This is a genomic window from Actinocorallia lasiicapitis, assembly GCF_054778695.1.
Genome location: NZ_BAAGZI010000363.1, coordinates 1 through 5,906, shown reverse-complemented (window position 1 = coordinate 5,906; position 5,906 = coordinate 1). Strand labels below are relative to the sequence as shown.

Annotated in this window: 5 protein-coding genes and 1 tRNA gene; 3 read left to right on the top strand and 3 right to left on the bottom strand. The window is 71.2% G+C overall.

The annotated features are described in order from the left end of the window. Positions 1 to 1,077: hypothetical protein (locus ACYVE7_RS27605; RefSeq protein ID WP_460368620.1), on the top strand; the 1,077-nt coding region annotated here is incomplete at its 5' end. On the opposite strand, the gene ACYVE7_RS27600 is transcribed toward ACYVE7_RS27605, so the two are convergent. Continuing rightward, positions 1,070 to 2,005 carry a hypothetical protein gene (locus tag ACYVE7_RS27600; protein ID WP_460368618.1) on the bottom strand — a complete coding sequence of 312 codons (936 nt, stop codon included), beginning with the start codon at positions 2,003 to 2,005 and terminating at the stop codon, positions 1,070 to 1,072. The genes ACYVE7_RS27605 and ACYVE7_RS27600 overlap by 8 nt on opposite strands. Before the next feature lie 212 nt (positions 2,006 to 2,217). After that, positions 2,218 to 2,288, bottom strand: a tRNA-Gly gene (locus tag ACYVE7_RS27595). A gap of 171 nt (positions 2,289 to 2,459) precedes the next feature. Here ACYVE7_RS27595 and ACYVE7_RS27590 point away from each other — a divergent pair. Further along, positions 2,460 to 3,293 carry a CE1 family esterase gene (locus tag ACYVE7_RS27590; RefSeq protein WP_460368616.1) on the top strand — a complete coding sequence of 278 codons (834 nt, stop codon included), beginning with the start codon at positions 2,460 to 2,462 and terminating at the stop codon, positions 3,291 to 3,293. On the opposite strand, the gene ACYVE7_RS27585 is transcribed toward ACYVE7_RS27590, so the two are convergent. Then, positions 3,294 to 4,841 carry an adenylate/guanylate cyclase domain-containing protein gene (locus ACYVE7_RS27585; protein ID WP_460368615.1) on the bottom strand — a complete coding sequence of 516 codons (1,548 nt, stop codon included), beginning with the start codon at positions 4,839 to 4,841 and terminating at the stop codon, positions 3,294 to 3,296. It lies immediately after the preceding gene. A gap of 126 nt (positions 4,842 to 4,967) precedes the next feature. On the opposite strand from ACYVE7_RS27585, the gene ACYVE7_RS27580 reads away from it, so the two are divergent. Continuing rightward, positions 4,968 to 5,906: serine/threonine-protein kinase (locus ACYVE7_RS27580; RefSeq protein ID WP_460368614.1), on the top strand; the 939-nt coding region annotated here is incomplete at its 3' end.

Sequence of the window (5,906 nt, the reverse complement as noted above, 5' to 3'; positions counted from 1 at the left end):
GGGTCCGCGATGGTCCTGGCGACCCCCGCGGTGCTGCTGGAGGCCGGTCCCGGCTGGTTCCAGCGGGTGACCGAGCCGGCGACGCGCACCGAGCCGGCGTCCGGCCTGTCCGACGTCGGGCTCGACCCGCGGCGCTGGCCGGCCTGGTGGTGGGGGACCCTCGTGGGCCTCGGGATGATCGTCGCGGGTCTGGGTGCCGCGGCCGTCACCCTCGGACCGGTCCTGCTCTGGTACGACCGGGCCTTCCTCGACCTGGACGTGGCCGGGCTCCATGGCGTCAACCACCATCTCGTGCACTTCCTGCAGCACGACCGGATCACCATGGCCGGGACGATGGTCGCGATCGGCGCCCTGTACATCGGGCTGGCCGTCGGGGGGATCCGGCGCGGCTGGCCGTGGGCGCGGAACGCCTATCTCGCGTCCGGGCTGATCGGCTTTCCGAGCCTGTTCTACTTCCTGGGCATCGGGTTCGTCGAACCGCTGCACACGGCCGTCGCCGTCGCGCTGTTCCCGATGTTCGTGCTGGCCGTCCGCCGCGTCCCGGACGGCCCCCGCTGGACGATCATGCCCGAGGGCCCGGAGCGGCAGCGGCGCCGTGCGCTCATCGGCCAGCTCCTGATGATCGTCACCGGTTTCGGCCTGTTCGTCGGCGGCGCGGTCATCTCGGTGGTGGGCCTCACCCGCGTCTTCGTCCCCAGCGACCTGGTCTTCCTCGGCACCACCGCCGCCGACCTCCGGTCCGCGAACCCGCACCTCATCCCCTTCATCGCCCACGACCGCGCGGGCTGGGGCGGCGCCCTCATGTCCGCCGCCATCGCCATCATGGCCCTGTCGGCGTGGGGCTGGCGCCGAGGCGACTCCTGGGTCTGGTGGTCCCTGGCCGCCTCCGCGGCCGCCGGCTTCCTCCCCCCTCTCCTCGCCCACACCCACATCGGCTACACCGACCTCCCCCACCTGGCCCCCGTCTACCTGGGCCTCCTCCTCACCGCCCTCGCCCTCCTCCTCTCCCACCCCTACCTCTGCGCCCCTTCCCGCCCGACCCGCCGTGACACGCCCCCAGAGCTCATGGTCACCTGATCAGGTCGCGGAGCGCGGGAGCGAGACGTCGCCGCTCCCTACCGTTGTCAAGGCAGTCAGCGCCGTTGAGATAGAGACTGGACAGACGGCCCTTCGCGTCACGGACGTGGAAGATCACAAAGCCCCACTTCTCCTCATCGCACCGCTCGGCGTCGGCCGTCGCGGCGGCCAGCTCCCCGCCGCCGACCGGCACGGAACGGTCGAGCCCGGCGCTGATCCCACCTTTCTCGGCATAGACACAGGCCGTCACGGAAACGATCCGATCGGGCAGAAACCCCGACCCCGCATGAGTGACCAGGGGCATCTCATCATCGATGACGGCGCAACCGCGAGCATCGACGACGATCTCGCCGCGGTGGGGAGTGAAGCTGTCGAGAACCCGCTCGACATCGGCCCGCCGATCAGCCCGCACCTCGATCAGCAGTTCGTCCTGCCTCCACCAGTAGCCGCCGTACCGCCCGTCCTTGAGCCGTGTGACGGCCCGCAGCACGTTCCGATCCCCTCTGACCGGCCGTCCGTCCTTGATCCCGGGCGCGGTGGGTTCGACGTGGACGCTCTCGTCGTCCCGGAACACGATGTACTCCCCGCTCAGCGGTCCGCAGCCCGTGGCCCGCACGCCCGCGAACTCGGAGAACCCCTCAGGCGGCGTGTCCCATCCGTCACAGAACGGCTCGTCGTCCCGTTCCCAGGCGGACGGCACGAGCACCAGCCCCTCCCCGAACGTCTCCCAACGCCACCCACCCGGCGCCTCCCCGACAGGCGCCGCGACGAGCCTTTCGGCGTACTCACCCGGAATCCCGTTCGAGGTGTCGACCTCCTCCTCGAACATCGGCCCGCTCATGACCGCACTGAACATGGTCGAGGTGAGGAGGAGCACCCAAGCAACGCTGCCGACGAACACGAGACCGACAGCCGTACGCATCTTCATCCCCGAAGCGTCGCAGCCCACCACCCCCCGCGCCGTCCACCTCCAGACGGATCCCCTGACCGGGGTTCAGGGCGGAGCCCTGAAGGAAAGGATGAGCCAGAGCGGAGCGAGGCCCAAGCAACTCATGGCTGGGGGCTCCGGGGGTCATCCCCCGGGAAACGCAACGGCCCCGCGGGAAGGGCCGTAAGGCCCGACCAGGCGAGGCCGGCTCGAGCGGATGACGGGAATCGAACCCGCGTAGCTAGTTTGGAAGACTAGGGCTCTACCATTGAGCTACATCCGCGTGGGGTGAACCGGTCGTAGCTTACAGGGCTCGGGGGGCGAGCGCGAAACGGGTTACGGTGACCGTGGGTGAGCGGGGTTTACAGGGTTGCGGAAAGTGTCAAAACGGGCGGCGGTTCTGTGCCGTGCGGGGGGTAGGACGCGGTGGGGTGCGGGGCGTTAGATCCTCTGCATGAACAAGCGGTGGGTTGGCGTGGTGGTCGCGGTGCTGCTCCTTGTCGTCGGCGGGGCGTCGGCGGCGCGGGCGGAGGCGGGGACGGTTCGCACCGGTTCCCTGACGTTCGGGGGCTGGGAGCGGAACTACCGGGTGCATGTGCCGGACAAGGCCGGTCCGCGGGCGCGGTTGGTGGTGGCGTTGCACGGGGGAGTCAGCGACGGGGAGTCGCTGCGCAGGGAGAGCGGCCTCGACGCCGTCGCCGACCGGGAGGGGTTCGTCGTCGCCTACCCCGACGGGGTGATGGGGACGTGGAACGCCGGGACGTGCTGCGCGTTCGCCAAATGGTTCGGCATCGACGACGTCGGGTTCATCGACGCGCTCACCGACCGGCTCGCCGCTCAGGGCCTGGTCGACGGGCGGCGGATCTCGTTGGCGGGCTTCTCCAACGGCGGGGCGATGGCCTACCGGTACGCGTGCGAGCGGCCCCGGCGGGTGGCGGCCGTCGCCGTCGCCTCCGGTGCGTTGGGGGTGGGGTGCAAGCCCGAAGGCGGCATCTCGGTGCTGGCGTTCCACGGGACGAACGACTTCGCGGTGCCCTACCACGGCGGCGGAAATCAGGATTCGGACACCAAGCTGCCGTTCCCGCCCGTCCAGTGGCTGATGGACTTCTGGCGGTGGATCGACGGGGTGCCGGCGTTCGGCCAGGCCGTCGACCGCGGGTCCTGGACGTGGTGCCGGAGCGCGGGGGACCCGGTGCGGATCGAGTTCTGCACGGTGATCGGCGGCGGGCACCAGTGGCCCGCGGTGGCGGGGGAGCGGCTCGCGGAGTTCTTCCGCACACACCGCTGATCAGGCGTCGAGCGGCGCGGCGGTCCGGGTGGGTTCCAGACGGCCGCGCAGCGTGACCTCGCCGGTGATCTTCCAGCGGTCGGCTTCGGCGGGGTCGGCGGCGTCCAGGACGGTCCCCGAGGCGAGGACCAGCCCCGGGCTCGACTTGGCCAGATCGGTGAGCCGGGCCGCCTCGTTGACCGGATCGCCGATCACGGTGTACTCGAACCGGTTCATGGCGCCGATGTGCCCGGCGACCGCCTCGCCCGTGGAAACACCCACGGCCGCGCTGACCTCGGGCACCTCGGCGGCCAGCCGGGCGGCCAGGACGCGGGCGGCGGCGAGGGTCCGTCCCGGCCCGTTCTCGAGGGCGAGCGGCGCACCGAAGATCGCCAGCGCCGCGTCGCCCTCGAACTTGTTGATCCAGCCGCCGTGCTCCTCGATCACTTCGACGACGACCGCGAAGAACGCGTTGAGCAGCGTCACGACCTCGATCGGCGGACGGGTCGCCGCCAGCCGCGTCGAACCGATCAGGTCCACGAAGATCACCGACACCTGCCGGAGCTCCCCGCCGAGCTGGACGCCCTGCTCCAGCGCGAGCCGCGCGACGTCCTCGCCGACCTGCCGGCCGAACAGGTCCTGGAGCAGTTCCCGTTCCCGCAGCCCGGCGACCATGTGGTTGAACCCGGCCTGGAGCTGGCCGATCTCGCTGCCGTCGTAGACGGGCACCTCGGCACGGAGATCGTTCCGCTCGACCAGGGTGATCGCCTGCCGGACCGAGTCGATGGGGTCGGCGACGGCCCGCGCCGCCAGATAGGTGACGGCCAGCCCCACCAGGAGCGCCGTCCCGCCCAACGCGAGGCTCACCCACGCCATCCGGGTGGCGGAGATGTTCTCCGTCGCGAGCGCCGCCGCCCCGACCAGCATCAGCCCGAGCACGGGGATGGCCGTCCCGAGCATCCACGCCAGCACCGACCGCGCCACCACACCGGGGACACCGGAGTTCTTCGGCACCTCGGTGCTCAGCGCGCGCGTCACCGCGGTCCTGAACAGCCGTTCGGTCAGCAGGTAGATGATCGTGCAGGTGGTGACGGCGCCGAGCAGGCACGTCAGCCCGACCTTCAGCGCCAGCAGCGGCGAGAACGTCAGATCGATCAGGGTCCATCCGACGCTCGCCACCCCCCACAGCAGGACGTGGACGCGCATCATCCGGAGCGGCGCGCGCAGCACCAGCCGCTGCTCGTCCTCGTCGAGGGGCCGGGCGGTGAGGAACAGCCGCCGGATCGGCCGGAACGACCGCAGCCCGACGATCACCCCGACGGCGATCGCCCCGGTCAGATAGGCCAGCAGCAGCGCGATGTTGAACATGCGGACCTCGTCGGCCCGCGGCATGTCGGACGGATCGGGCAGCACCGCGACCGCCAGCACCAGCACGACCAGCGCGCCGACGATGTTGGCGAGGACCACGGCAGTCAGCACCAGCCGTCTGGTCCACCGCTCGATCGTCTCCCGCGAGGCGACGGCCGGGCCATCAAGAACACGCCGGACCAACCACCCGAACTCTCCCATGCCCGCGACCCTACTGACGTCCCCTCCACCTCCCAAGTCCCGGGTCCGGTGGCGGCTCGATATGATTCGCACCCTTTGGGTTAAGGGCCGCTTATCGTGGGCTCCGTATGGTTAAGGTGCTGTGACGTGGCGGAGGCGGGCGAACGGGTCAACGGGCGTTACCGGCTGGTCGAGCAGGTCGGGGCCGGCGGCATGGGACGCGTTTGGCGTGCCGTCGACGAGCTCCTCGACCGGCAGGTCGCCGTCAAGGAACTGCTGCTCGGCGGGGACCTGTGGGAGGAGTCACAGCAGGTCCTGGTCCAGCGGGCGCTGCGCGAGGCACGATCGGCGGCACGGCTCAACCACCCCGCGATCATCACGGTCCACGATGTGACCGAGCACCAGGGCGTCCCGATGATCGTGATGGAGCTGGTCAAGGGGGTGTCGCTTGCCCAGGCCGTCGACGCGGCGGGGCGGCTGTCGCCGTCACGGACCGCGGAGATCGGGCTGGCGGTCGCCCAGGCGCTGAACGTCGCGCACGAGGCGGGCATCCTGCACCGCGACCTCAAACCGGCCAACGTGATGCTGGACGGCCGGCGCGTCATCCTCACCGATTTCGGCATCGCCCGGCTGTCGGGGGACCCCGAACTCACCCAGACCGGCGCCCTGCTGGGCACACCCGCCTACATGTCGCCCGAGCAGGCGCGGCGCGAGGATCTCGGCCCCGCGGCCGACCTGTGGTCGCTCGGCGCGACCCTCTACACGGCCGTCGAGGGGCGTCCGTCGTTCGCCGGCGGCGGGTTCACCGCCACCCTCGCCCGCGTGCTGGAAGCACGGTTCGACGCCCCCGAGCACGCCGGTCCGCTGACGCCGCTGCTCCTCGCGCTGCTCCAGGTGGATCCCGCGCTGCGCCCCACCACCGCCGAGGTCATCGCGACGCTCTCCGGCATCGCCGTGGAACGTCGCAGCTCCGTGCCGTCGCCCACCGTCGTCGAACAGACCGAGCCGCGCACTCAGCTCGAGATCCCCGAGCCGGCGCCGGCGCCGGCGCCGCGTCGGCCCGGCCGCAGGGCCGTCCTGCTGGGC